This window comes from Reticulibacter mediterranei (assembly GCF_016587455.1).
Genome location: NZ_BNJK01000001.1, coordinates 5352606 through 5375320, shown reverse-complemented (window position 1 = coordinate 5375320; position 22715 = coordinate 5352606). Strand labels below are relative to the sequence as shown.

Below are 22715 nucleotides of genomic sequence, written 5' to 3'. Positions count from 1 at the left end.
CTGTTATCCTGAAGGCATGGTGTGCATACCTTACAGCCTTGTCATTGTTGGCGCATCCACAAACTCTTTTCTCGGATGAGGCCGAAGATGGCAGGGGCGATGGCTTGTTCCTCGCCCAGTTCCCCAGGCGGTTTGGTGAATTCCCGGGCGAGGAACAAGCCATCGCCCCTGCCATCTTCGGGTGCGCTTCCTCTATCTTCTGCACATACCGATTGCGATACTTCAGGTCTATCGTCTATCAGCGCATGTACCATGCAAATCCTGTACACGAAACCGCGTACTACAACCATGATACCCGAGCAAAAACGCATTTGTCAACGATAAAACCGCACAAACAGGAGGAAATCGGCAAATTTAGGAAGGAGAAGAGCGCAATCGTGCAAAAAATAGAGCAGGCAATGCGCGGGAATGCCTGCCTGCTCAGCTGTTGTGACGGCTAGTGAATAAGCAACTGTTCTGCCTCAACCTGATGCTCGACACTGGCACGATAGGCGGCAACGAGCGAGGCCTGCTGCGTGGCGGTCCAGTCCAGCTCTTTTGCCATGAGCATTGCCACATCATCAACAATACCCAGCCCGCGCTGACGATCTTCCAGCGTAATCGAAGTACGCCGCCCCAGCATGTCGTAAGGGGTCATTGCCATCTCCTCCCGGCAGGCGTGGACAACTTCGGCGCGGATATAGGGCAGATCGGCAATTAACAGCTGGCTCAGCGCGGGATCGTCGGCGATAAGTTGTAAAAGCTGTTTCATCCCGGTACCATAGCTCTGATCGAGATGCGAGATCGTTTCCGCTGAGAGGTTCAGCGAGGCAGCCTGCTCTTGCAGTGCTGCTCGAGCAACCTGCCAACCCACACTACCTTGCAGGGGCAGGCGTTGCGTGAGATGGCGCGGCGTGCGTCCATCACGACGATCAAGCATATCAACGGTATCCTGTGCCATACGCCGATAGGTGGTAAGCTTGCCGCCAACAATCGTAACCAGACCAGATGGACTCTGCAAAACGGCGTGGGTGCGCGAAAGTCGCGCATTATCCTTGCCGCCACGTGTTCTCACCAGAGGTCGATAACCTGCATAAGTACTGATAATATTGTCGGTCGTTAGCTTGACTGAGAGATAGCGATTGAGATGATGCAAGAGATACTCAATGTCTTCATGAGACGTAATGGGTGCATCGAGATCGCCGGAGCCGGTATCAGTCGTTCCAAATAGTACCCGCGATCCCCAGGGAACGATAAAGAGAATGCGCCTGTCATCGGTTTCAGGTAGCACCAGCGCACTATCGCCAATTTGTAAATCCTGGCGCGAAAAGACTAAGTGAACGCCCTTGCTTGGTTCAACCTGAACGTGAGTTGGAAGGCCAATCAGTTCCTCCACCTGCTCAGCAAAGATACCTGTAGCATTGACAACATATCTGGCACGCAGCGGAAATTCGCGCTCTGCCAGACGATCATGGATACGTGCGCCTCGCACCTGACCTTCTTCTGTCAGGAATCCCGTCACCTCAGCATAGTTAGCGATCAGCGCACCGTAGTTGGCAGCGGTACGTACCACCGACATGGTCAGGCGTGCATCGTGCGTTTGACCATCATAGTAAACAAATCCCTCTTCCAGATCTTTTGTAATGAGCAGCGGAGCCTCCTGCATCACCTCCTCGCGGCTCAAATGGCGATGGGAAGACATATTATGACGACCAGCCATCGTATCGTAGAGCCAGAGGCCAAGATTAAGGATCTTGCTCAGACCAATGCCTCCGGGCGTGGTAAAAGGCATGCCAACGGGGTGTCGGTCGCCCTTATAAATCGGCAACACAAAAGGAAGAGGATGTACAAGAAAGGGAGCATTGTGCAGCAGCAGGCCGCGCTCCGTCAGCGCTTCATGGACCAGCGCAAAATCAAAATTGGGCAGATAACGAATACCGCCATGCACCAGCTTTGTTGACTTACTGCTGGTGCCACTGGCAAAATCCTGTTTCTCCACTAGAGCCACTCGATAGCCACGCACAGCTGCATCCAAAGCCACTCCCGCACCTGTAATTCCTCCACCAATGACCAGAACATCGAACGGATCGCTTGCCATGTAGTCAAGATACTGTTGCCTCGTTTTTGCAGAAAGTGATTGTTGAGATGATTGCACGATACACCTCCGGGTTAGCCTGCCATCAGAACTACAGTGGTCTGTTTCTTGCTATAGCAAAGTGTATCAGATTTTGAAAGCTTCCTGCCACTCGCAATGGGAAATGATCTATCTATCTATAGGCGAGGACAAGCCATCGCCTCAGGGCTTTCCAGTTCTCCGCTCAAAGGGGTGCAGGGTCTCCCTGCCGGGGTCTGGGGTGTCCCCAGTTTCCTTCCCTCCTTCGCGCGCCGCCTGCGACGGCGCGCAAAAGAGAAGAAAAAAGGTTTTTGCGGGGACACCCCGCACCCCGGCAGAGGGCGGCAGCCCTCTGCACTCCCGCTAGATGGGAGAATTGGAAAGCCCTGGCCATCGCCTATAGATGCTATACAATGAGAGCAAGTTCGCTTATAATGGAGATGCTCAACACACCCCTGTCGAAAATGAGAGAAGACAAGTCTACACGAAGGCTTGCTCATTGCCAGAGGTATCGTTGTCAATTAGCTGGAGATAGCACAACATAGGGGAGGGAAACTTTATAACACACCTGCCTGCACGTGTATCTCAACGTTGAGGATTTTATATTATGCGCCAACTTCCAAATATGCTCAGTGCGAGCCGCCTGGTGGCAACTGTACTCGTCTTTATCCTGGTGTTGCTCGATCAATCGTGGGCCTTTCTGGTTGCCACCCTGCTCTTCGTGCTCGCCTCGATTACCGACTTTTTCGACGGCTACCTGGCCCGACGCCTCAAAGTGGTCTCCTCGCTGGGGGTGTTTCTCGACCTGACCGCCGATAAAGTGTTTGTGTCGGCTATCCTGATCGCAATGGTGCAGATTAGCCTGGTTCCAGCCTGGATCGTGTTTATTATCATTACACGAGAATTCCTGGTGACAGGTTTACGCTCAATGGCAGCAGCCAGGGGAAAAGTGATTCCTGCTGGCATCTGGGGAAAACAAAAAACCTTCATTACGATGGTTGCGATAGGCGCTCTGCTACTGGCCAAAGGATTGGGTGCCCATATCCTCTCGCTCTTCCCTCCCATGCTCGTCTTCAACAGCCAGACGCTCGTTGTTAGCGAACTGCTGCTGCTGCTCGCCGATGGACTCATTCTGCTTGCAACGATCTGGACCCTCTTCTCTGGCATCGAATATCTGATCGGAGCTATCCCGTTGTTTCAGAGCGAGCAGCAAGAGAAAAAAGCATCGTAGCCGACAGTACTATAAAGAAGATGTACTTCCCCCGCCCCTTCTGGCGAGACAGCAACCTTCTGCCCAATCTTGCGCTCGGTTCCAGAGAGCAAACGGTTGATATTATCGTGGTGAAAAATAACTACGAGAGAAGGGGCAACCACTAAAAACAGCAATTGCGCCAGACTCACATGCACAAAAAATGTGGGATTGGCGCGGCTGACAAAATAAAAGACGATGCCGCATATAACCGTAGTCAGGCCGCCAACAATTGAGCCAAGCGAAACAAAGCGCGAGATAGCAATGGTGCCGATAGTGGTGATCAGCGAGATCACAAATATCGGTGGCGAGATCATCAGCACGCTACCACCTCCCGTCGCAACGCCACGGCCACCTTTAAAGCCAATAAAGACCGGGAAACAATGACCAAGCAAGGTGGCAATACCGGCAACGCTTGGTCCCCAACCAGCCGCGTTGAGCTGCGGAATCAACATAGCCAACAACAAAGGAACAATCCCTTTAGAAATATCGAAGAGAAAGACGATCAATGCTGGAATCTTCCCCAGCGTGCGCAAGACATTGGTTGCGCCAATTTTGTGGCTCCCATATTGACGTATATCAAAATCCTTGCCGCGCAAGAGCTTTCCCATCCAGTATCCAGCAGGGATTGATCCCCACAAATAGGCGATGAGCGCGCACAAGAGCAGCGAACCGATCATAGCAAGCATGGCCTAGCCTCCTCAAAAAATATAGTCAGGCAAACCTTCCTATGTTTTGTGGCCCCATTATAGACCGATTACACTTAAATTACTAGCGGATAGGTTTCATTGTGCCTATGCTATACTACAGATACGAATTGAAGTGGAAAGATATAAGGAGAAGTATATGCGCACCGTTATGCGCCTGCTGATAGCATTTCTAAAACTGGTGGTGCTCAGTCTGATTGGTGGGCTGGCAGCGATCCTCCGTTATCTCTGGAACACGCCTCAGCCGTTGCATACAACGATGATAGGAGAGCCTCGCCTCTATAGATGGGTACATGGACATATTTTCTACAAAGTTGCAGGGCCGGAAGACGCGCCGCCACTGGTCCTCTTTCATGCTCCTGGTATCGGTGCCTCATCATACGAGATGCAGCCCCTCGTGAACAGTCTGGCACAACGCTATCGTGTGTATGTGCCAGATCTTCTCGGCTTTGGCCTATCGGATCGCCCCTCGCTGGACTATAATGCAGAGCTATACACGCAACTCTGCCAGGACTTCGTGGCTAATGTCATCGGTCAGCCAGCCATCGTGGTTGGCAGCGGTCTGAGCAACAATTACAGCATCGCTCTGGCAGCTGACAGGGCCGATCTGTGCCAGCAAGTTATCTTGCTGTCGCCAACCACCCTCTTCACAAAGAATCAATTACCTGGCTGGCTGGTTTCGCTGATCCTGAATCCGTTCACGAGCCTGTTCGTCTACTCCCTCGTCACGACCGGGATCATTTTGCGTCAGATAGTGGCGAGGCAGTATACAAGCACGAGCAGAGAGGTTGCCGAAGAAGAATTTGCAGCTGCCTTTGTCAATGCCCACCAGTTTGGTGCAGAGCATGCGGCTCTGGCATGGCTGGTGGGTCGGTTAGATCTGGATGTACATGCCCTATTTGGGCACGTGACCCGGCCTGTTCTCACGATCTGGGAAATGCAGGCCCACAAAGCTATTACAACATCGCCGACAGGCAGCAGCTATTTTCTCGCTCGCGAGATCATCTTAGATGGTGAGGGACAGCGCATCCACGAAAGACGCCCGGAGCAAATAACGAACAGCATTGCTACATGGCTAGGCGAACTGGCAGCCCCTAAAGAGCAGCAAGCAATCATCGCTCTTACTGGAGTTGAGGCAAACGTGCAAGCCAATAACGTGCAGCAGGCCGAACTGCCCGCCAGCACCGCTCGTGTCGAGACCCCAATAGCGACCGAAACCCCTGCACCATCGCAAGTTGCTGATACGCATGCACAAGTCGAGAGCGAATCCCCTGCATCATCGCAACCTGCCGACTTGCAGGTACAACCAGAATATGTACCCGAAGAGGCGACTACCAACGTACCAGAAGCAGAATCTATCGAAGCATATTGCGTCAAGTGCCGACAGAAACGTGTTATGTTGGACGCAAAACAGATCGTCACGAAAAAGGGGCGGAGCGCAATGAGCGGAGTATGCTCCATCTGTGGCACTCAGCTTTTCCGCTTTATTAGCAACGGAAAAGAAAAGTAACCCGTTATACTTATCAGTAGCAAAATTTCGGCATGTAAGATACGGAAAATGAGGCGTTGTATCTCATATACAGAAAGAAGATTATAGATACACAAAAACGCGCGAAAAAGTGGGCTGTAATCTCTTGACGTTCAGAGAATCACAACGTATAATCTCCCTCATGTGTGTTAAGCCCTTGCGTTTTGTGATAAATTGAAACGCGGAGGAGAATAGTGAAGCCTCGATCATAACCAGAGTGGCATTCGGGAGAGCGCATAGCCAGGCGCGATCCTCTTGCCGAGAATTCATCCTCTCTTCCAGAAGCTGTGGAAAGTGGTGTACAGGGGATGGAGAGCGAGTTCTCTTGAGAGAAACTATCACATGTATATGTGGATGCCAAAGGGGAGGGTTGTAGTGAGTAAAGAGTAATATACATGAAGAGAACCGAAACAACCTTAGGAGGCGGAGAAAGTCTGGAAAAGACCTGCAAGAAGTCGAGAGCCTCAAAACCAGGAGGAGTTTAGCAATGAGCATTGGTGGACAGAGTGATGCCAAATCAGAGCGCAAAGTGGTTCGTTTAACGCCAGAAGGCTTCGCGAAAAAGATGGAGCGACTGGATTACTTGCGCAATGTGAAGCGAAGAGAAACTGCTGATTATATCCATGAAGCCAAAGAAGCTGGTGACATTAGTGAGAGTAGCGCCTACGAGGATGCGAAAAACGAGCAGGCGAAAGTTGAAGGGGAAATCCTGCAATTAGAGCAACTGCTGGCGATTGCAGAGATCATGGCACCAGATATGCATACGCAGGAAGACGGTCCACTCACTGTACGTATCGGTACGCAGGTGGAGGTCGAGACCGAAAGCGGTTCCAAGCGTCTCTTCAAACTCGTCGAAACATTTGAAGCTGATCCCAAAGCAGGCTTAATATCCGATCAATCACCGGTGGGTAAAGCTCTGGTGGGACACAAAGAAGGGGATGATGTCACTGTAACCACGCCTGGAGGCGTCACGGTCTACACTATTCTCTCAATTCGTCCCATGTACTAATGAGATAACGCGCTTTTTCAAACGCATAAAACGCATTTGACCCGGAAACGAGATGCTGGCAAACTCGTTTCCGGGTTCTCTATCATCCCATTAGACGACGAACTGACCATCTTTAGAGAATAATTCGCCATCCACGCGAATCTCGCTGCCCTGGCGAAGATCACACACCATATCCCAGTGGAGCGCCGACTGATTCACGCCCAACGACTGAGGTATGCTGGCACCCAGAGCCAGATGGACCGTGCCGCCCATCTTCTCGTCGAACAGGACGTTTTTTGTGCAGCGATCCACGTTGCGGTTGTTGCCAAAAGCAAACTCACCGATGCGCCGCGCGCCTTCATCCAGGCCAAGCATTTTATCGAGATAGTCCTGACCCTGAGCTGCCGTCGCCTCGATGACGCGACCATTTTCAAAGCGCAGACGCACATCTTCGACAGAGCGACCACCAAACGAGGCGGGAAAGCTGTAACGAATCACGCCATTGGCGCTATCTTCGACGGGACCGGTAAAGAACTCACCACCCGGCAGATTGTAATGGCCATCGTCATTCACGAAGATGCGTCCCTCCACTGAGAAGGTCAGATCGGTATCCGGTCCAAGCAGATGCACAGTACGCTTACCCTTGAGCCAGTTGATGAGGCGCTCCTGCTGCTGCGATAACTCTTGCCAGCGAGCAACCGGATCTTCGTCATCGAGGAAACAGGCGCGATAGATAAAATCCTCAAAATCGCTCAGGGACATTTCAGCATCCTGAGCGTGGGACTGAGTCGGAAACATGCTAATATTCCAGCGCAGCGATCCTTCAGCCGAGCGCCGCATATAGGTCTGGGACAAATCACGCCTTGCCTGCTGCACAATTGCCATACGTGCAGGGTTTACACCGCTCAGCTCTTTGGTGTTATCCTGAGAAAATATCTGTAACATCGCCTCGTATTCTTCAAAGATCATACGCTGGGCGGCAGGAATATAGGAAAGCTGTTCATCTGAGCCTTCTTTGAGGAGAACCTCCTGCACACCAGGAAGGCTCACAAACGTTTCAGGATATGCACCTGCATGGATTGCCTCGCGAACGATTTCGCGCACCAGAGGCGCTGCCTGTATCCCTGACATAATCGCCAATCGATCTCCCTTTTTGATCCCAAGAGAATAGTTGACAAGGACACGAGCCATCCGTTGAAGACGAGTATCAACCATAATGAGAGGACTCCTTTTATTGTTTTCTATCGGGCAATAATGGCACCCATTTGCATGTGCTATCACTGTATCACAGATAGCAAGAACCATGCAGTGAGAACATTTTTCCCGTCATATTGACACATAGAGGAGACATCCGATAATATAGGAGACAAATGCGCCGTAGAGGAATGCTGGTATATTGTGCTGCCTGCGAGGTGGATCTGATGAAAGATAGGGTACGACCAGAGCATTGACTACATGCCCTATTATGGCAGTCGGGAAATATCGTAACGGAGCGATACAGAGAAGGAGTCAAATACGTGTTAACATTTGAAGATGTCACTGGATATTTCCTGAAGGCTGCTGCCAGCATCCAACTCATAACCCACCCGGAATACTGGACAAATAACCGCACACTTGAACGCGAGTTTACCTGCGCATGTCACGCTGGCCCTTGCGAGGATGTAGACCAGCGTAGCACCTGCACCCTGAGTCTCAGTTGGGGCGCACTCGATACGCTTCTCTCTCTGGAAGGACCAGCCAGCTTATGTGACTTCTTCCATGAACCCAAACCCGATTGCTCACATCGACATACCACGATGATCCCCTCTCTGGTGATCGAACTTACCTATACACTTCCACTACATGGTACGACCATCACAGAAGAGATGCTGCTCTCGCTGACTCAAACGCTCAAGTTGCGAGCCAGTGAGAACAGCAAACGCACAGCAGAAACGCGACCGGGTATCAGTATGATGCTACACGAGAACCGTTTGCGCCCCGATATGCTTATGCTTCAGCAGCGCGTGGACCTACCAATCTGGCATCCCGAAGGCATACACGGTCTGCCTGATGACTTCCAATTTTATGGCCGCACACAGCTTGACGAGGATGAGGAGAATCCCGACGCACTGCCCGACGAGCCGCACCCGGAGGAGTGGCTGCCACAGATGATGGTGGAGGTCTGCCAGGACATCGTGCAGGTATTGGATGCCCTGGAGACAACGCTCTCTTATAATCCCTCCAATAACTCCTGAGTTATTGAGAAAGAGGCTTTGAAGCGTCTATATGAGCTTTTGTGGGGTGGCTGCGCAGAAGAAATGGTGCCTGAGTGTACGCCAGCGTTTTGCCCTGAAGCGCGGCGATCAACGGATCTATCGCAGTGTGCGTAAAGGGCAGGCGAGCAGGCAGTTGCTCTTCATCGGCATGCTGGATAATACTGACGCATTGCGTTACTGCTTGCTCGACGCGATGCAGATCTCTTTCCCCCATCGCGGCACGCTGTAATCGGACCAGCAGGACATTTAAAGCGCGCGCAATCTGCCAGAGAGCGTTATTTTGGTTGAGGGGTGCCCGCGCATTTAAATTGCCGTTGGCAACCTCCACATGCGTCTGGAGAATCTGGGCAACACCCTCTTCTAATGCTCGCTTCTGGTCAACCAGCGCATGTTCCAGGTTGATCACCATCTCTGCACGGTCAGCACGCATGATCGCTTTCGTGGCGCTAGACACCCAGAGAAACGAGACCGCCGCAACAATGAATTCCAGAATGATAGGACGCGACACAATAGGCAAAAACTGCTGCGCCACAGCCGGTGCCAGTGTGGGAGTCGCTTTTTGGTAGAGGAGATCAACCCAAAAAAAGACAGAATTACAGGCCGCAATCACAAACACGCCGCGTACTGGCAGCAACGAGGCGGCGAACAACTCGACCATCGCGTATAAATCATAGACCTGAAATACCGTCGCATCAAGCGGATTGGTTGTTAAGACTACCAGCGTCAGGGCAGCTTCAAATCCCATCACGAGGACAAGAGCAGCAATCGTCACCTTGCCAACGCGATTCAAAAATAACGAAACTGTCGCGGCAGTAATCAATGCCAGATCAGCAAAACGTGCATAAATCACTGGCATAAAAAAGGTCGTGGGCAAGACTATGATCAGCGTGGGTAAAAAGAATAATAAAATGGTACTCAACAGCCGCACCTTGCGTGCCTCTTCACGCTTGAGGAAGCTCGCGCTGGCTGGCGGCTCTGGCAACGCTGTCCACTGATACCACCAATCAAAAATTCCTGACGGCCTCTTTGCCTCTGGCTCAACGCTCTCTTGAGAGACCTGCTCAACTTTGCCCTGCCTTACATCAGGCGACGCGTTCATCATAAGAAAACTCCTTACCATCATAACATCAATGAATGAAAGCTCTTCTTCATTGATCCCAACATCTACAAAACAACGCTAAAAATGCACAAAACCATGACGCTCTTTGAATTGGCAGGCGGACGACAGCACTTATGCTCATCCGTATCTATCTGCTAGTTTCTTCGTATACATTACAAACTGATACGGCCTATTCTTGCTAAATGGATGTGATTATGAGATTTATGCACTTACCAATGAGAATATATCATATTTTCACACATAACGCTATTAAATATTTATTAATAGGATAGATAATAATAAATGATGCTATACAAGAAAATCTTGTATAGCATCATTGCGCAAATTCATCAATAAAGTAACTGTAATACCCCTTTTTCGTAGTCGAGCGATTTATCGCGGGGGAATCACACAACAAGCGCTCCGCGATAAATCGCTCGACTACGAAATTTGATGCTTTACTTTGCTAGCATATGAATCGCCTGCTGAAGCGCTGAATCGGCACTTTCTTGCAACGTTTCGCTCAGGCCGGGATGAGCAAAGAGAATCTCTGAAAAATCGGTCAGCGTCGCGCCCATCTCGATAGCCAACGCCACCTGAGCGATCAGATCACCCGCGCGCGGACCAACCAGCGTAGCTCCCAGTAGCGCTTCATCCTCAGCATTTGCCACTAGCAATACCACGCCGTTATCAGTGTTCAAGGTTAGCGCCCGACCATTCGCCGCCAGTGGAAAGCGCCCGACTTTGACCGCATAACCGGCCTGATTCGCCTCATTCGCCGAATAGCCAGCAATGGCTAGCTCCGGCGTCGTATGCACCACACGAGGGATCACCAGCGGCGCAAACTGCACACGCTGACCCGCGAGCACTTCGGCGGCAACCTTCCCCTGCTTGATGGCAACGCTTGCCAGCCTGTCCCCTGAAGATGCGCTACAACAATCGCCGACTGCATAGATGTTCTCCACGCTACTGCGCATCATTGTATCGACGCGAACACTACCATCATCGTTGATCTCTACCCCGCAAGCATCCAGATGCAAACCAACCGTGTTTGGCACGACGCCGCATGAGGCAATCAGAGGTTGCTCTGTCAGGTCGTTCACCGCAATGTTGGTTCTAGTCTGAACGCGCAGTTTGCGTAGCCCAACCTGAACCAGACGCAGAGCAACGGGATCTACGCCTGGAAGCAATTGCTCACCAGGCAGCAGCAGCGTTGTCTGCGCACCCAGGCGTGCAAAAACCGTCGCCAGTTCCAGCGCAATATAGTCATCGCCAAAGATGCTCACATGTTCTGGCAAATCCGTAGATTGAAGCGCCTGCTCGGGAGTCATGCTGCCATCGAGAGGACGAGGGCTTGCCCCTGTTGCAATGATACAGTGATCGAATTTGAAACGATGGGAGCCATATTCGCCCTCGACGCGTACCTCTTCCGCGTTGAGAAACCAGCCCGTTCCCTTGACCAGATCGATTTTATTGCCAGCAATCAGGCGGCGCACCCCATCGGCGAGGCGCTCCACCACGCTCTGCTTCCACGCCTGCATCTTTGCCCAATCAAACGAGACGGACTGCACACAGATGCCCATTGCGGCAAGCTCTTCCTGGTCCGTCTGTTGATAGCGCTCGGTCGCTGAGAGCAGCGCTTTAAGGGGGATACAGCCACGATTGAGGCAGGTTCCCCCGGCCAGTTCCGGCTCTATCAGCGTAACATGTTTTCCCAGTTGCGCCGCCCGAATCGCCGCCACATACCCAGCTGGACCTGCCCCCAGCACCAGCACATCAACGGCGGTCGTCACATCGCCAACAACCATAGCTGCACCTTTCCTTTAGACCAGATCAAGCAGTAATTGCTGAGGATGCTCTACCAGATCTTTGAAGCGAGCCAGAAGCCTTCCAGCCATAGCCCCATCAATGACGCGATGATCGAACGACAGCGCCAGCGGCATCATCGTGCGCGCTAGAATCGTACCGTTGCGCACAATCGCCTTCTCCTGCAAGCGACCGACCGCGAGAATCGCCACTTCTGGATAATTGATGATCGGCGTTCCGCTACTCCCGCCAAAGCTGCCGATATTGTTGAGCGTAAACGTGCTGCCCGACACCTCTGACAATGCCAGCGTGCGCTTCTGAGCAGCGGCGATGAGATGTTCAAGCTGTTGCGCAATCTGAACTAGCGAGAGTTGATCTGCATTACGCAGAACCGGCACAAGCAGACCTTCCGGCGAATCGGCTGCGATACCAATATGATAGACGCGCTTATAGATGATCTCGCGCCTCTCTTCATCGAGGCTCGCATTGAATATAGGAAACTCTTTGAGCAGCGGGAGCAGAAGCTTGACCAGCAGCGGCATATAGGTGAGACGGACGCCGCGCTGTTCCGCCATCGGCTTGAGCGCCTGTCGCAAAGCTACCAGTTCAGTGCCGTCAAGCTCATCGAAAGCTGTTGCATGAGGAATGATGCGCCACGAACGCTCCATATGCTCTGCGATGCGTTTGCGCAACCCGACCAGCGGTTGCCGCTCCTCCTCTACCGTAGCAACCGCCGTCTCTGGCAGTTTGAGCGCTGGAGAGGGAGCTGCGACACCAGCATGTGCGGGTTCGGCAGTTGTGGGAGCAGGCGCGTCCTTCCTCTCTCTCACAAACGTTTCCAGATCATCCATCGTGACGCGACCATGTGGCTGCGACGTTGGCACCTGCGCCAGATCGACCTCTAATTCAAACGCCCGTTTGCGCACAGCAGGAGCCGCCAGCACACGCTGTCTCTTCGCGGTCCCATTGGATAACTGAGCGCTCTTTCCATTAGAGCTTGTATTGACAATCTTCTCCTCTTTCATCGCCGATACTGCTACCTCGCTATCGGACGATGAAGCGGGCGAAGAGGAAGGCGCATCGGGAGTGTCAAAAACAACAAGCACTTCACCCAACTTTGCCGTTGAGCCAGCGGGTACGCGAATAGCAGCTACCTTGCCAGCAACCGGCGAGGGGATCTCCACAACCGCTTTATCGGTCTCTACCTCCACCATCGTTTGATCGCGCTTTATAGTATCGCCTGGCTGCACGAGCCAGCGACGAATCTCGGCCTCTTGCATGCCCTCACCCAGATCGGGCAGCATAAATTCATGCATAAGTCTCTCCATTGAGTTCTACAGAATAGGGTCGATCCATCACCCCAACGCTTCTAAGGCTCCATCACCCGCTTGATTGCGTCGAGTACCTTCGCCGACGTGGGCACATAATAATCTTCCAATCCAGGCACCGGGAAAGGCGTATCATAACCTGTAACACGCTCAATGGGCTTCAAAAGCGAATAGAGGCAATGTTCATTGATGATCGCAATGACCTCAGCGCCAACGCCACCTGCTCGTGGAGCTTCGTGGACGACGACCGCCCGCCCCGTCTTCTCGACCGATGCCACGATAGCAGTTTCATCCAGGGGCCAGATCGTGCGTAGATCGATCACTTCAATGCTGGTGCCAGACTCCTGCTGTGCTTTCTTCGCAGCGTCTAGGGCTACCGGCACCATCGCACCATAGGCGAACACGCTGACATCCTCGCCCTCCTGCACCGCCTTTGCCTGACCAAGCGGGATGGTATAGTGCTCCTCCGGCGTATCCTGGCGAAACGAGCGATAAAGCTTGATATTTTCCAGAAACAACACAGGATCGGGATCGGCAACCGCCGAAGCGAGCAGACCTTTGGCGTCATAGGGATTCGAGGGGATCACGACCTTGAAGCCCGGAGCCTGCAAAAAGAGACCCTCGACGCTATCAGAGTGGAGTTCAGGTGTGCGCACGCCGCCGCCATACGGGGAACGGACAACCAGCGGACAGGTATAGGCACCACCGCTGCGAAAACGGATGCGCGCAGCCTGGGAAGCGAGTTGATTCATACACACAAAGAGAAAACCGGCAAACTGAATCTCTGCAATGGGACGCAGACCATAGACCGCCATGCCAACGGAGCTGCCAATAATGCTCGACTCTGCCAACGGCGTATCAAAAACGCGCCGCTCCCCGAACTTCTTCTGCAAATGTTCGGTCACACGAAAGACGCCGCCGTTGACGCCGATATCTTGTCCCAGCAGCACCACACGCTTATCGCGTTCCAATTCAAGGGAGAGCGCGGAGTTCAACGCCTCAATCATCGTCATCTGCATAGCTGCTATCTCCTTCCGTTCTGCTGATGGGTGGCGTAACGCAGCAAGTCCTGGCGCTGCTCCTGCAATCGTGGCAAGAGATCGGCGGCGGTATAATCGAAAAAGGCATCGGGAGCCGGTGCAGGTAGTGATAGCGCTTCATCGGTGGCGCGATTGATTTCCTCTTCAATCTCGTCGATAATCTTTTGATTGTCCGCCTCGGTAAGCAGATTGCGCTTCATCAAAAAGCGTTGCAGGCGGAGGATGGGATCTTTCAAGCGCCACGCCTCAACCTCGGCCTCGTCACGGTAGCGCGTGGGATCGTCGGCGGTGGTATGCGCGCCAAGCCGATAGGTCAGCGTCTCGATCAGCGTCGGCCCCTGATCAGAACGCGCTCGCTCAACCGCCTGTTGCATCACATCGTAGACCGCAAAGAGATCGTTGCCATCGACCAGCACCGAGTGGACGCCAAAGCCGGGACCACGCGAGGCAAAGCTGGCCGCTGCCGATTGACGGGAGCGCGGCACGCTGATAGCCCAGCCATTATTTTGCACCACCAGCACGACCGGAGCTTGGAAAACACCTGCAAAGTTCAGCGCCTCGTTAAAATCGCCCTCAGAGGTCGCGCCATCACCACAGACGCCAACCGCGACAACGGGATCACCGGCAATCTTCGCCGCCATCGCCAGCCCGACGGCATGAGGCATCTGCGTGCCGATAACAATCTGAATAGGAAGACAATGGGTTTCTCGGGGATATGGGGCGGTAAAGCCACGGAAAGAGTAGATCAGGGTAGAGAGAGGAACACCTTTGACGATCAAGGAGGCGATTTCGCGATATGAGGTAGCCAGCCAGTCCTGGGGTTGTAGGGGCGCGGCCAATCCGACCGTTGTTGCTTCCTGTCCGGCAAGCGAGCCAAAGGTTGTCGCCCGCCCTTGCCGTTGTAGCGCAATGATTTTATTAGAGAACATCCTCCCCAGTTGCATTATGCGGTAGAGTTCCAGAATACGCTCATTGCTGAGGTTTGGCATCGCGCCTACCAGATTGCCCTCCACGTCGAGGATTTGATAGGCCGTCAGTTCGGAACCAATCTGTTGAATCGTCACGACATGCTCCTTTGCTAAATCGAGAGGGAAACATATTCCCAGAATCGCCAGATGAGAAAAGGGGACACCTTGACCGGTGTCCCCCTGAATTATCGCTGCACCGGTTGCTGCGAACCGGCGTTGAAGAGCCAGGGCGCTTCCTGACGGCGACGAGCTTCATAGGTGGAGATATCGTCATCGTGCGAAAGCGTCCAACCAATATTATCCAATCCTTGCAGCAACGCCTGCTTCTTGAACGAGTCGATATCGAAGCGGAGGACGCGCCCGGACGGAGTGGTCACGGTCTGAGCCTCAAGATCAACGCTCAGCCGATAGCCAACCGTTGCCTCGACCTCCGCAAACAACTCCTCCACGATGGATTCATCAAGCGTGACGGGAAGAATGCTGTTATTGAAACAGTTATTATAGAAGATATCGGCAAAGCTGGGCGCGATCAGGCAGCGGAAACCATATTCGCCGATGGCCCAGGGCGCGTGTTCGCGCGACGAGCCACAGCCGAAGTTATCGCCCGCGAGCAAAATGCTGCTCCCCTGATAGCGCGGCTTGTTGAGTACAAAATCCGGGTCTGGCTTCCCATCGTTAAGATAACGCCAGTTGGCAAACAGAATATTGGCAAAGCCTGTGCGTTTGATCGTTTTCAAATAGCGAGCAGGCGTAATTTCATCGGTATTGACGTTGGTGCGGTCCAGGGGCATGACCAGCCCGTCCAGTTTCACAAAAGGTTCCATCTAATGGTCCTCTCCTTTGAGCAGCAAGCTAGAGATCACGGATATCAACAAAGTGACCGGCAATTGCGGCGGCGGCGGCCATCGCAGGGCTGACCAGATGCGTGCGTCCGCCTTTACCCTGGCGTCCCTCGAAATTGCGGTTACTGGTCGAGGCACAGCGCTCACCCTCAGAGAGACGATCACCATTCATGGCGATACACATGCTGCAACCGGCTTCGCGCCACTGGAAACCAGCCTCGCGGAAGATATCAGCCAGACCTTCTTCCTCAGCGATGCGGCGCACCTGCATCGATCCAGGAACCACCAGCGCTCGCACGTTCGGAGCCACTTTCTTGCCCTTCGCATACTGAGCTGCCATGCGCAAATCTTCCAGGCGCGAGTTTGTGCAGGAACCGATAAACACGGTGTCAACTTTGATATCGCTGATATTCTGGCCTGCCGTCAGGCCCATGTATTCCAGTGCTCGCTGATAGCCCTGGCGCTTCAAAGGATCGCTGATCGTAGCGGGATCAGGCACAGAGCCAGTTACATCTGTGACCATGCCCGGATTTGTTCCCCACGTCACCTGGGGCGAGAGGCCATCAACATTGATTTCGTGAACCGCATCGAACTGAGCGTCGGGATCGCTGGCAAGCTGTTTCCATGCCGCAACTGCCTGATCAAACTGCTCGCCCTGGGGAGCAAACGGGCGGCCCTTAATATAATTGAAGGTCGTCTCATCAGGGGCAACCATGCCAGCGCGTGCGCCAGCTTCAATCGCCATATTACAGAGCGTCATGCGGCCCTCAATCGAGAGGTTGCGCACCGTTGAGCCGCCGAACTCGATGACGTGGCCGGTGCCAACGCCGGTGCCAAGCTGACCAATCACATAGAGCGCGACATCTTTTGCGGTAGTGCCAGCCGGGAGAGCGCCCTCGATGCGGATATTCATGGTTTTCGGCTTCTTTTGCAAGAGGCATTGCGTCGCCAGCACATGCTCAACCTCGCTGGTGCCAATACCAATCGCGAAGACACCAAGCGCGCCATGTGTAGAAGTGTGGGAGTCGCCACACACAAGCGTCATGCCAGGTAGCGTGAGACCCAGTTCGGGGCCGATAATATGCACAATGCCCTGACGAGTATCAGCCATATCGAAGAGGGTGAGATTGAAGTCGCGGGCGTTCTGCTCCATCGTGGTAATGCACAGTTCGCTATCCTTATCAACCACATCGAGCATCTTCCGACCACTCACCGTAGGAATATTGTGATCGAGGACCGCGATAGTGGCATCGGGACGACGTACTTTGCGCCCAGTCGCACGCAGCCCCGCAAAAGCCTGGGGAGATGTGACCTCATGCACGAGGTGGCGATCAATGTAAATCACACTTGATTCGCCAGGCACATCGCGTACTACATGCGCGTCCCAGATCTTATCAAACATAGTTTTAGACATAAGTAGGCATCTCCATAGCAACAAGAGTATCAAGCAAGCGCATCTGTGCCGCGCCGCCAAAGTGACCATTCCGGGTAATGACAGACCGAAAAATCCCAGGAAAGCGAGGACAAGCCATCGCCCCTACCATACCAACAGAGAGAGCTTCTCCCAGTAGATTCGTCAAATGTTCCAATGATGAGGGGGAAAGTTGCGCCCATCTTCTATGCTAATCCTGATCTCCTGACCCCAAAAAGTCACTGCTCCCAAAAAGTACCGATATCTCTATTATACGACACGGAGGGGTTAAGATTAACATCGCATAGGTGGACAAGTCTTGCAAGATGCTGGTTAAGGATTGTTTTCCTGTACGGATTGGTGTATGTTTCAACCGAATGATGTTTGCCTACAAAAGGTGCCGATGGAGAATAACCCGGGATGAATCGTATTGACCGTCTGACCGCTATTCTTTTATTTTTACAGGGAGGGAAACGCACCGCTGGAGAGATAGCCCATCGTTTTGAAGTATCCAGACGCACTATTCTGCGTGATATTCAGGCTCTTTGCGAAATGAGCATCCCTATTATCGCCGATCTGGGGCCATCTGGCGGCTATAGCTTACCACCGGATTATTCCTTGCCCCCGCTCGCATTGACATTGCATGAAGCTCTCCTGTTGCGCCTGGCGCTTCAAGGAATCTCACAACTCAGCGAGACTCCTTTCAAACAGGAGCGCGAGTCGTTGCTGGACAAAGTCAAGACTCTTCTACCCCGACAAGAAAGCAAGGCGCTTGACCAATTCACACAGGCTCTTTCTCTCAATGTTCCCCCTCGGCTCTATTCAACGCCATTTCTCGATCATCTTCTGGAAAGCGTCCTTGTCAAACAGTGGGTGACTGTGACATATCGTTCAGAGAAGGGAGTTTCGCAGCAAACCCTTCTTCCGATGCGCATATATGCTGATGCGGGTCTCTGGTACTGTGAGGCGTATTCGGTTGAGCGGAAAGCCACGCGTGTATATCGTGTTGATCGTTTTCTGGAAGTGAGAGCCGCCCCGCCACCTCCGCAACAGGAGCCTCCTGCTTCAACCGTTCTCCATTTTCATCCCTCATTTTCAGAGGTACAGATCCACCTGACGGCTCGTGGTGTCCTGAGACTGGAACGCGAACCTCATCTCGCATCCTTCCTTGAGCAAATTGGTGAGGAAGAAGGGCGGATCAACATGCATTTGCACCCGGAGGAGTACGAGTGGTTGATACATGTGTTGTTAAGCCTGGGTACAGATGCGAGAGTTCTAGCGCCAGAAGAGTTGCGCCTGCGTGTTCGAACCGAAGCTGAGACAATTGCAGATCACTATACCTGATGGTGACATAGGGTTGTCACCATGTTTCCTGTATGCTCTGTCGAGACGAAATTTCTTCTATAGAAACGAGACCAACAGATGACAGAGACAAAACAACAACAAACGAAAGCACTGGTACTTGGTGGAGGCGGCTCTACTGGAAATGCCTGGGAAATAGGCCTTCTTCTCGGGCTACATGACGAAGGCGTGGATTTGAGTGATGCAGCCCTCGTCGTCGGAACTTCAGCCGGGTCAACCGTGGGAGTACAGCTTGCAAGCGATATCGAGCTTGAGGAGTTCTACATATTGCAAGGCACATTACAGGAGCAAGAGAAAGGGCAGTTTGTGCCGCCGTTGGATAGCACTGTGTTGTTGCGGATGATGGCACCTGGCAGAGGAGCGCCAGATGCGCAGACTGCTCTTGTACGCGTGCTGGCGGTCGCTTTGGCGGCGAAGACTATATCCGAAGAAGAGCGCTTGAAAAGTATCGTGCGCCGGTTGCGGGTTCAGCAATGGCCGGAAAGACAACACCTTGTGATTACTGCTGTGAATGCACAGACAGGTGAGTTGGTGCAGTTTACTCGTGATAGTGGCATCCCTCTGGAGGTTGCTATTGCTGCAAGCAGCGCCGTTCCAGGGGTCTATCCTCCTACCACCATTGGCAACTCCCGTTACGTTGATGCTGGCGTGCGTTCGGGAACCAATGCGGACATCGCTACAGGCTATCGGCGTGTCCTCATCTTACGAGCTGAAACAGCGTTTGACGTGTCGGCACTGAACCCACAGGAGGCGATACCAGTTATAACCTTCGATGACGAATTAGCGGAACTCCAGCGCTCCGGTTCACAGGTTATGGTGATTACACCAGATGAGGCATCTGCGATCGCCCGAGGGCCGAATATGCTTGATGTCAGTCGGAGGACCATTTCAGCCGAGGCTGGTCGCCGGCAGGGGCGTTCGCTAGCAGAGCGTGTAAAGTCTTTCTGGAGAGCGTTGGAGTAGTGGTCTGTCTCATCAGAGAGGTATTGAAATGATTTTACAGCATCCAATACCCCTCTGATAAGACAAAATGAGCGGGCTTGTTACAAGCCACAAAGTGATGACTGAATATGGTAGGGGCGATGGCTTGTTCTCGCCCGGCTCCCCAAGCGGCGCGATGCTTCCACCACGGGCGAGAACAAGCCATCGCCCCTACCATATTCGGGTGGCGTTCCCTCCACTATTTATTGGATGCACCAATTATTACTTACTCTCTATTGGTTCTTTCCAATGATCGTATTGCATATGACGCGCGGTTTCGGCAGCCTGCGCAGTTCCCAGCAAGCGCGAGACGATATAGAGAGCCATATCGATCCCAGCGGAAACGCCAGCGGAGAGAACGATTTTGCCGTTGTCCACATAGCGCTCATCGGGACGAATCTCAGTATTGGGAGCTACGGCCCGCAATTCATCCATCGCTGCCCAGTGCGTCGTGGCGGAAAGGCCATCCAGCAGGCCTACTTTGCCCAACAGCAGCGCACCTGTACAGACCGATAAGAGCAGTTCAACCCGCTCGGATTGCGCTTTGATCCATTGCAAAATGGTCTCGTCGTGAACCAGACGGCGCGTCCCGTAACCACCTGGCACCAGAAGGACATCAGGCTGCGGGCAATTCTCTATAGTATAGCGCGGATTGACGCTCAAACCGTTGCGCGCCAAGATCGGCCCATTTTTGGTGGCAACAGTATAGACGTGAAACGGCGTTTCGCCACCGTCGCGCTGTCCTGTCACACTAAAGACCTCGAAGGGGCCGCAGAAATCGAGCACCTCAACATCGTCAAAAATCAAAATCGCAACATTTCTGGTCATATCTCTATCCTTTCCAAGCCTCTTTACACCGAGGCTAATTCACTCAGCCAGCGACGACTTTCCGGTGGCATGTTTGGGCACTGTGTGAGACGACTGGCCGATGGGGGCATGCCGAACTGCCTGAGCCAGAGTCGGCGAAAATGCCGCACATCCTCAAAACCGCATTTTGTCGCCACCTCTTCTATTGTCAGCTCAAGATTCGAGAGCAGCGTCGCCGCAAGCTCCAGTCTGAGTTGCTGATGATACTGCACCGGCGTTAAACCGGTCGCCTCTTTAAAAACGCGATTCAGGCTGCGGGTGCTGACGCCCGCGACTTCGGCCAGTTCCTTGAGGGAAACGCATTCCGCAACATGCTGAACCAGATGGTCCTGTGCTCGATGAACCTCGCTATGCAAATGTGTACGATAATCGAGGTAGACACTACTCTGGCTATGCGTCCCATTGCGCCGCATATAGACCACCATCATGCGAGCTACCTGCGCCGCGAAAATTGGTCCCAGTTGACGTTCCAGCAACGAAAGCGCCATATCGATGCCTGAAGCGACACCTGCACTGGTCGTGATGCCACGATCATGCACAAAGAGAACGGCACCCTGCACCTGAGCGCGCGGATTGCGCTCTTGCAGCACCGACTCCACCAACCAGTGCGTCGTACAACGTCGGCCATCCAGCAAGCCAGCCTCTCCCAGCGCGAAAGCTCCTGTACAAACCGAAGCAATCAATGCCCCCGCGGCATAGGCAGCACACAACCACTCGCGGGTCTCCTCATCTAATAATGGATGTGCCCTACTCAATACATCTACTCCGCTAATGCCGGGTATCATTACCAGATCATTGGCAGTCACGGAGGGCAAGGGGGCAAGTTGTGCAAGGACAAGTCCCTGTATCGCTGTTTGCGTGCTGCGAGTCGAGCAAAACGCCAGCCTGTAAGGTGCGCCCAGCCGGGCGGCAGTATCAAAAACTTGCGAGGGTCCAGCCAGATCGAGCAAATTAATATTGGGCAGTAGAAAAAACACAACGTTGCGCGTTCTCTGTTCCACATCTTCAGGACCAATAGAAGGGAATAGCTGCGACATATCTTACCTGCTCTTCTCTAGCGAACGATCTTTGTCGAACATACCGGTTGCTCTAAGTCAAGTATAATCAGACAATCCAGCCTGCGCCAGAGGCAAATTCGGTCAGCGGGAGGACGAATCTCGCCACAGGTCAAACGATGATGGGGAAAACGTCGCATGTTGGAAAGTGGATAGGCAAAGGGAGAAACGAACACACGTCATTCTTACAGCGAGGCAGAACAGGTCCATCTGCTCCACCTCCACCCGACGACGTGCGCAGGATGATGAGTCTCTCCCTTCTTCTATCAGAGGAGAAGGATAGCGATCTGTATCTCTATCTTCGCTAGCAATAATAACATACATCATCGTTAAAAAGTTATAAAGATCTTAAAGTATATAAAAACAAGGACGAAAGTTCACTCGATTGACCCGGGCGCGTATGTAAATATGCTGTAAACAATATATATATACTGTTATATTATATAATATGCAGCAATTGCCCCTTCTTTTTGAGGACATAAATCATATCACGCCCTCTCTGTTCTTTCCTCCTTCCAATGTAAAAAGAGACCACAAACCATATGTTTGTGATCTCTCCGTTTATTACACAGCTATGCTTCGACGACAATGCTAGTATGCATGCCGCCCTCGTAGTGGCCAGGATAGCTGCATTCAAACTCAAGAGTGCCAGCAGGAGCCGCATCCTTGAAGGTAAAATCAACATTTTTAGTCTCGCCGGGCTGAATATCGTCGGCATCAATCAGGGAGACGGCATCTTCATCTTTCTCGGTCTGCCCAGCCTTACGCGGGGGAGCAATCGTAAACTCATGCTTCACTTTGCCCTCGTTGACCAGGACAAAACGATATGCCTTACCAACTTTGAAAGTCGTCATATCTGGCTTAAAGTACATATCTCCCATCACAATACGCACCTCTTGCGTACCATTTCCGCTCTCGCCGCCACAGGCGCTTAGAGCAAGTGATCCGCTCAATAGCACAAGCAGACAGGTCAGTAAATAGAATCGTTTCATGTACACCCTCGTTCTCAATATGTAGAATGAAGAGATTCTCATACCGTTTCCCTCCATCTCCTGATTTCGTCAGCGGCATCGGGCGAATAGGCTGACAGGGCATGAAATACGAAGAAACAGTATGAGATTAGCTCTAGCAGGAGTA

Annotated in this window: 20 protein-coding genes; 6 read left to right on the top strand and 14 right to left on the bottom strand. The window is 52.7% G+C overall.

From position 1 onward, the window contains the following. Window positions 1-41 precede the first annotated feature (41 nt). Complete coding sequence (locus K3T83_RS23120; protein WP_220205290.1) at window positions 42-254, bottom strand: hypothetical protein; 213 nt, start codon at window positions 252-254, stop codon at window positions 42-44. Between the two features lie 182 nt (window positions 255-436). Beyond that, on the bottom strand, window positions 437-2134 hold the full coding sequence (locus K3T83_RS23115) for a glycerol-3-phosphate dehydrogenase/oxidase (RefSeq protein WP_220205289.1): 1698 nt from the start codon (window positions 2132-2134) through the stop codon (window positions 437-439). A 565-nt stretch (window positions 2135-2699) separates the two neighbouring features. Here K3T83_RS23115 and pgsA point away from each other — a divergent pair. Then, window positions 2700-3323 carry a CDP-diacylglycerol--glycerol-3-phosphate 3-phosphatidyltransferase gene (gene pgsA, locus K3T83_RS23110; RefSeq protein ID WP_220205288.1) on the top strand — a complete coding sequence of 208 codons (624 nt, stop codon included), beginning with the start codon at window positions 2700-2702 and terminating at the stop codon, window positions 3321-3323. On the opposite strand, the gene plsY is transcribed toward pgsA, so the two are convergent. Continuing rightward, window positions 3290-4030: a glycerol-3-phosphate 1-O-acyltransferase PlsY gene (gene plsY / locus K3T83_RS23105; RefSeq protein WP_220205287.1), complete on the bottom strand. Its 741-nt coding sequence runs from the start codon at window positions 4028-4030 to the stop codon at window positions 3290-3292. The genes pgsA and plsY overlap by 34 nt on opposite strands. Before the next feature lie 157 nt (window positions 4031-4187). On the opposite strand from plsY, the gene K3T83_RS23100 reads away from it, so the two are divergent. After that, window positions 4188-5558 (top strand): alpha/beta fold hydrolase, encoded by a 1371-nt coding sequence (locus tag K3T83_RS23100; RefSeq protein ID WP_220205286.1) that lies wholly within the window; start codon window positions 4188-4190, stop codon window positions 5556-5558. Window positions 5559-6063: 505 nt separating this feature from the next. Then, complete coding sequence (locus K3T83_RS23095; protein ID WP_220205285.1) at window positions 6064-6585, top strand: GreA/GreB family elongation factor; 522 nt, start codon at window positions 6064-6066, stop codon at window positions 6583-6585. 90 nt (window positions 6586-6675) lie between these two features. Here the strand turns inward: K3T83_RS23095 and K3T83_RS23090 are convergent, their stop codons facing one another. Beyond that, on the bottom strand, window positions 6676-7779 hold the full coding sequence (locus K3T83_RS23090) for an aminopeptidase (protein ID WP_220205284.1): 1104 nt from the start codon (window positions 7777-7779) through the stop codon (window positions 6676-6678). Window positions 7780-8081: 302 nt separating this feature from the next. On the opposite strand from K3T83_RS23090, the gene K3T83_RS23085 reads away from it, so the two are divergent. Next, window positions 8082-8798, top strand: a complete 717-nt coding sequence (locus K3T83_RS23085) for a hypothetical protein (protein ID WP_220205283.1) — start codon at window positions 8082-8084, stop codon at window positions 8796-8798. A 1-nt stretch (window position 8799) separates the two neighbouring features. Here K3T83_RS23085 and K3T83_RS23080 read toward each other — a convergent pair whose 3' ends face one another. The 7 genes from K3T83_RS23080 to leuC form a co-directional block, all read right to left on the bottom strand. After that, window positions 8800-9921 carry a hypothetical protein gene (locus K3T83_RS23080; RefSeq protein ID WP_236064967.1) on the bottom strand — a complete coding sequence of 374 codons (1122 nt, stop codon included), beginning with the start codon at window positions 9919-9921 and terminating at the stop codon, window positions 8800-8802. A 455-nt stretch (window positions 9922-10376) separates the two neighbouring features. Beyond that, the gene (locus K3T83_RS23075) at window positions 10377-11726 is read right to left on the bottom strand and encodes a dihydrolipoyl dehydrogenase family protein (RefSeq protein WP_220205282.1); all 1350 of its coding nucleotides are present in this window, start codon (window positions 11724-11726) and stop codon (window positions 10377-10379) included. A gap of 15 nt (window positions 11727-11741) precedes the next feature. Next, the gene (locus K3T83_RS23070; RefSeq protein ID WP_220205281.1) at window positions 11742-13040 is read right to left on the bottom strand and encodes a dihydrolipoamide acetyltransferase family protein; all 1299 of its coding nucleotides are present in this window, start codon (window positions 13038-13040) and stop codon (window positions 11742-11744) included. Between the two features lie 53 nt (window positions 13041-13093). Next, complete coding sequence (locus tag K3T83_RS23065; protein WP_220205280.1) at window positions 13094-14071, bottom strand: alpha-ketoacid dehydrogenase subunit beta; 978 nt, start codon at window positions 14069-14071, stop codon at window positions 13094-13096. A 5-nt stretch (window positions 14072-14076) separates the two neighbouring features. Next, the gene (gene pdhA / locus K3T83_RS23060) at window positions 14077-15156 is read right to left on the bottom strand and encodes a pyruvate dehydrogenase (acetyl-transferring) E1 component subunit alpha (RefSeq protein WP_220205279.1); all 1080 of its coding nucleotides are present in this window, start codon (window positions 15154-15156) and stop codon (window positions 14077-14079) included. Window positions 15157-15245: 89 nt separating this feature from the next. After that, the gene (leuD, locus tag K3T83_RS23055) at window positions 15246-15884 is read right to left on the bottom strand and encodes a 3-isopropylmalate dehydratase small subunit (RefSeq protein ID WP_220205278.1); all 639 of its coding nucleotides are present in this window, start codon (window positions 15882-15884) and stop codon (window positions 15246-15248) included. 28 nt (window positions 15885-15912) lie between these two features. Continuing rightward, window positions 15913-17316: a 3-isopropylmalate dehydratase large subunit gene (gene leuC / locus K3T83_RS23050; RefSeq protein ID WP_220205277.1), complete on the bottom strand. Its 1404-nt coding sequence runs from the start codon at window positions 17314-17316 to the stop codon at window positions 15913-15915. 417 nt (window positions 17317-17733) lie between these two features. Between leuC and K3T83_RS23045 the strand changes: the two genes are divergently transcribed. Next, window positions 17734-18657, top strand: coding sequence for a helix-turn-helix transcriptional regulator (locus K3T83_RS23045; protein WP_220205276.1), 924 nt, complete (start codon window positions 17734-17736; stop codon window positions 18655-18657). Window positions 18658-18735: 78 nt separating this feature from the next. Next, window positions 18736-19638, top strand: coding sequence for a patatin-like phospholipase family protein (locus K3T83_RS23040; RefSeq protein ID WP_220205275.1), 903 nt, complete (start codon window positions 18736-18738; stop codon window positions 19636-19638). A 240-nt stretch (window positions 19639-19878) separates the two neighbouring features. Here the strand turns inward: K3T83_RS23040 and K3T83_RS23035 are convergent, their stop codons facing one another. From K3T83_RS23035 to K3T83_RS23025, 3 genes are all read right to left on the bottom strand, one after another. After that, window positions 19879-20484, bottom strand: coding sequence for a DJ-1/PfpI family protein (locus K3T83_RS23035; protein WP_220205274.1), 606 nt, complete (start codon window positions 20482-20484; stop codon window positions 19879-19881). 23 nt (window positions 20485-20507) lie between these two features. Beyond that, complete coding sequence (locus tag K3T83_RS23030) at window positions 20508-21560, bottom strand: GlxA family transcriptional regulator (RefSeq protein ID WP_220205273.1); 1053 nt, start codon at window positions 21558-21560, stop codon at window positions 20508-20510. A 590-nt stretch (window positions 21561-22150) separates the two neighbouring features. After that, complete coding sequence (locus K3T83_RS23025; RefSeq protein ID WP_220205272.1) at window positions 22151-22570, bottom strand: cupredoxin domain-containing protein; 420 nt, start codon at window positions 22568-22570, stop codon at window positions 22151-22153. Between the last annotated feature and the right edge of the window lie 145 nt (window positions 22571-22715).